5 protein-coding genes are annotated in these 2,830 nt (G+C 62.0%); 2 read left to right on the top strand and 3 right to left on the bottom strand.

Annotated features, from left to right (window positions below):
• The 3 genes from CFB24_RS22115 to CFB24_RS22110 all read right to left on the bottom strand — a co-directional run.
• On the bottom strand, nucleotides 1-212 hold a 212-nt coding region (locus CFB24_RS22115), incomplete at its 3' end, for a hypothetical protein (protein WP_141098585.1).
• Nucleotides 202-336: a hypothetical protein gene (locus CFB24_RS23985; protein ID WP_275936891.1), complete on the bottom strand. Its 135-nt coding sequence runs from the start codon at nucleotides 334-336 to the stop codon at nucleotides 202-204. The genes CFB24_RS22115 and CFB24_RS23985, both read right to left, overlap by 11 nt.
• 11 nt (nucleotides 337-347) lie before the next feature.
• On the bottom strand, nucleotides 348-707 hold the full coding sequence (locus CFB24_RS22110) for a hypothetical protein (RefSeq protein ID WP_141098584.1): 360 nt from the start codon (nucleotides 705-707) through the stop codon (nucleotides 348-350).
• Between the two features lie 56 nt (nucleotides 708-763).
• Here CFB24_RS22110 and CFB24_RS22105 point away from each other — a divergent pair, with 56 nt between their 5' ends.
• Together CFB24_RS22105 and CFB24_RS22100 are read left to right on the top strand one after the other, a co-directional pair.
• Complete coding sequence (locus tag CFB24_RS22105) at nucleotides 764-1,102, top strand: hypothetical protein (RefSeq protein WP_141098583.1); 339 nt, start codon at nucleotides 764-766, stop codon at nucleotides 1,100-1,102.
• Nucleotides 1,103-1,115: 13 nt separating this feature from the next.
• Nucleotides 1,116-2,830, top strand: a 1,715-nt coding sequence (locus tag CFB24_RS22100; protein WP_141098582.1) for a DUF7007 domain-containing protein, incomplete at its 3' end; no start/stop codon positions are given.

Here is a 2,830-nt window from a genome sequence, read left to right as displayed (position 1 = left end):
TCGACGCCGCGCATCGCCTGGGCGACGCGGCTGACAAAGCCCTCATGATGCGCCGCCATCAATTCGGAGCGCATGTAAAACCTTTGCGCCTCCCCGATCGCGGGACACTCGCGCGCCGCCTGGGCGCGCTCCTCCTTCATCTGCTTGGTTTCTTCCTTGTTGAGGACCGTCTTCTGCGTCCACAGAATCAGGCAAGCGGCTTCATAGCGCATGGTCTTCGACCAAACCCCAGCCAGCAAACAGAAAAGACGCGATCGCCAGAATGTAGCAAATCGTCGGGATCATGATCGCGATGGCGTTGCCGATTTCGCCAGCGAAGTTGACGAGCCCCTGCATGGACGTCCCCCTTACTTGATGACGCCGCCGCTGGTGACGACGACCCAGGACTGCCCGCGCTGCTCGATTTTGGACACATGACCCCAGCCGGGAATGTTCGAACCGGGAACCACTTCGAGCGGCGCGTCATTGCCGCCCGCGCCCAACATGGCGAGGCTCGGCGAGGCCGCCTGAATATGGTACGAGCGCTTCTCGCCAGCGGTCTCGAGAGGAGCGACGGCCGCCGCCGCCGGTCCCGTCTTGATGACGACCGGCGCCTTGGGATCTTTCGTCGCCACGACGGGAAGAGCCTCGATGCGGCGCGGGTCCTGCGCGCGCGTCGCCGCATCCATCTGCCGGTTGGACTCCGCCAGCGCCATGCGCCGCTGCAAGTCCGCGGACCGCTCTTCGGTCGCTCGCGCGCGGCGTCGCGAGCCTCGCCATCGGCGTGCAGTCGCCTTCGGTCACACTTACGTCCGAGCAACAGCAGGAAATGACCAGTGAGGGGCTGACGGCGACGTCGACCGCATCCTGGCTGCAGGCGCTCATGCTCGATACGACGCGTCGGCTGTCGAGCACCAACTACCACGGCCAACTCGCCTCAATGCCTCCGGCCTCGATCCAGCGCGAGATCGCGACCGAACTGGCGCAGACCAACTATCTGCTGGTCCAGCTTTACAAGCTCAATCTGATGCACGCGACGACCTCCGCCGCGCAGCTGGCCGAAGCGGTCGAGCACAACTACCAGCCGACCTTCGCCATGCCCTCGCCGAACCTCTCGAACTGATTGGAGCCTGTCGATGGTTGATCCAACTTCCGACCCGAATTCGGCCGAGGCGAAAGACGCTGCCAATGATGCTGCGCCTTGGACGAAATCGAGGCGCCAAACGCCAGTCGCCGACGGCATCACTTTTCATGAGACCGAACACGGCTCCGGCTTCCATGTGGCGGCCGACAAGAACGAGAAAATCGACAGCGCCTGGCGGGAGCCGAATGGCTGGTATGAAGGCCAGAACAAATGGTCCGTCGTCGCGATCAACTTTCCCAGGGCGTTCGAATCGGACGACGCCGTGACCGCGCATACGGTCGCGCAAAAGGCTTTCCCCGGGGCTTACCGCGACTTCACCGCCAGAATGTTCGATCAGCCTGACGAAGCCTTGGGTTACGCCAAGATGAAGAACTATTACGGCGCGGGCATCGATCATTTCGAAACCCCGCTCGATCATCGGATCGTTGTTGCGCCCGAACTGAACGAAAAGATTGATCCGGCCTGGCGTCACCCCGACGGACACTATGTTTCCGACGGGGCGAAGGCCGGCGCGCGAGCGTCCGTCGTCGCTCTTTCCTTTCCCGAGCGCTTCGATCCGATCGAACTTGCGGCGGCCCACCAGGATGCAAAGGATTTCTTTCCTGATATCTATGAGAAAGTTATCGCTTTCGAGCGGGACGCCGAACAGACGCGCCCTGCGTCTCAGGACGAGACCGCGCTCCGCTCGACAACGGTTGCCCCCGCCGCGGAGCCGCCTCGCGTCGATGTTGGGCCTCCGGCCACCAAAACCGAGCCGTCCGTCAGGGATTTGATGTCGGCATTTGATGACGAAGCGCCTGCGGCGAAGGCCGAAGCCGCAACCAGCCCAACAACCGAAACCAACCGATCCGAACGCAACCAAGCGGCACAGACCATTGTATCGGCCTCTTCCACTGAGGGAACGAACCCTTCAACGTCGTCCGAGCCCCCACTTCCGAAAGCCCAACCTGCCCTCAAGGATCTGATGTCGGCATTCGATGAAACGCCGCCGACAATCGTCAATCCAGATGCCACAAAGGCCGTTTCCGCCACACACGAAAAAAGCGCCAGGAATGATTTTACCAACAGCAGCGACGGCGAAGCTCCTGGTAATCTGCCTGAACCTAATGATTCACGACGACAATTACCAAACAATCCTTTCACGGACGACCGGACTTCAGCCGCATCACCGCAAAAGCCACTCGAACGCTCTGATAATATTAATCAAAGCCACGAACGAGAGGCGCCACAACAACCCGAACCGAATCACCCCAATCCAAACCGGGAGCACAGTTCCAGCCCCAATAACCAAGAATTCATGCGCCGTGTCACCGCAGGCGAGGCCATCGTTTCGGCATTCGCCAGCGCCTTTCAGCGTCGTCCTCGAACGGAGCCTTCGGCCGCTGGCGAAGCAAACCCCAGCACCGACCAGTCGGTCGCAACGCCGATGACCTCCCGGTCCCCATCTTCTCCGCAAACGGATGGCGCAAGCGCTTCGGCCAAAGGCGATACGCCGCAACCGAATCCCGTTCCGCCTTTATCGGCCGTGTCTCAACCGGCTCAGGCGCCGGCGGCGGAGGGGGTGAGCGGAAAGCCGATGCGCGGCAGCCTGGGACTCCGCAATCTGCTGACGGATTTTCGCCCGGAACGCTCCGAATCGATTTCGGTCGCGCAAACTGCGCCGCAAGATCCCGCTTCCGCCCCCCAGGCCGGGAGCGCTCGCGCCCT

The organism is Rhodoblastus acidophilus, from assembly GCF_900187365.1.
In the GTDB taxonomy this organism is placed as follows: Bacteria; Pseudomonadota; Alphaproteobacteria; order Rhizobiales; family Beijerinckiaceae; genus Rhodoblastus; species Rhodoblastus acidophilus.
This window is presented reverse-complemented; position numbering and strand designations above follow the sequence as displayed.

Bases quoted from the DNA above. Each gene is read 5' to 3' on its own strand.
- CFB24_RS23985 (WP_275936891.1), bottom strand. From the start codon at position 336: ATGCAGGGGCTCGTCAACTTCGCTGGCGAAATCGGCAACGCCATCGCG.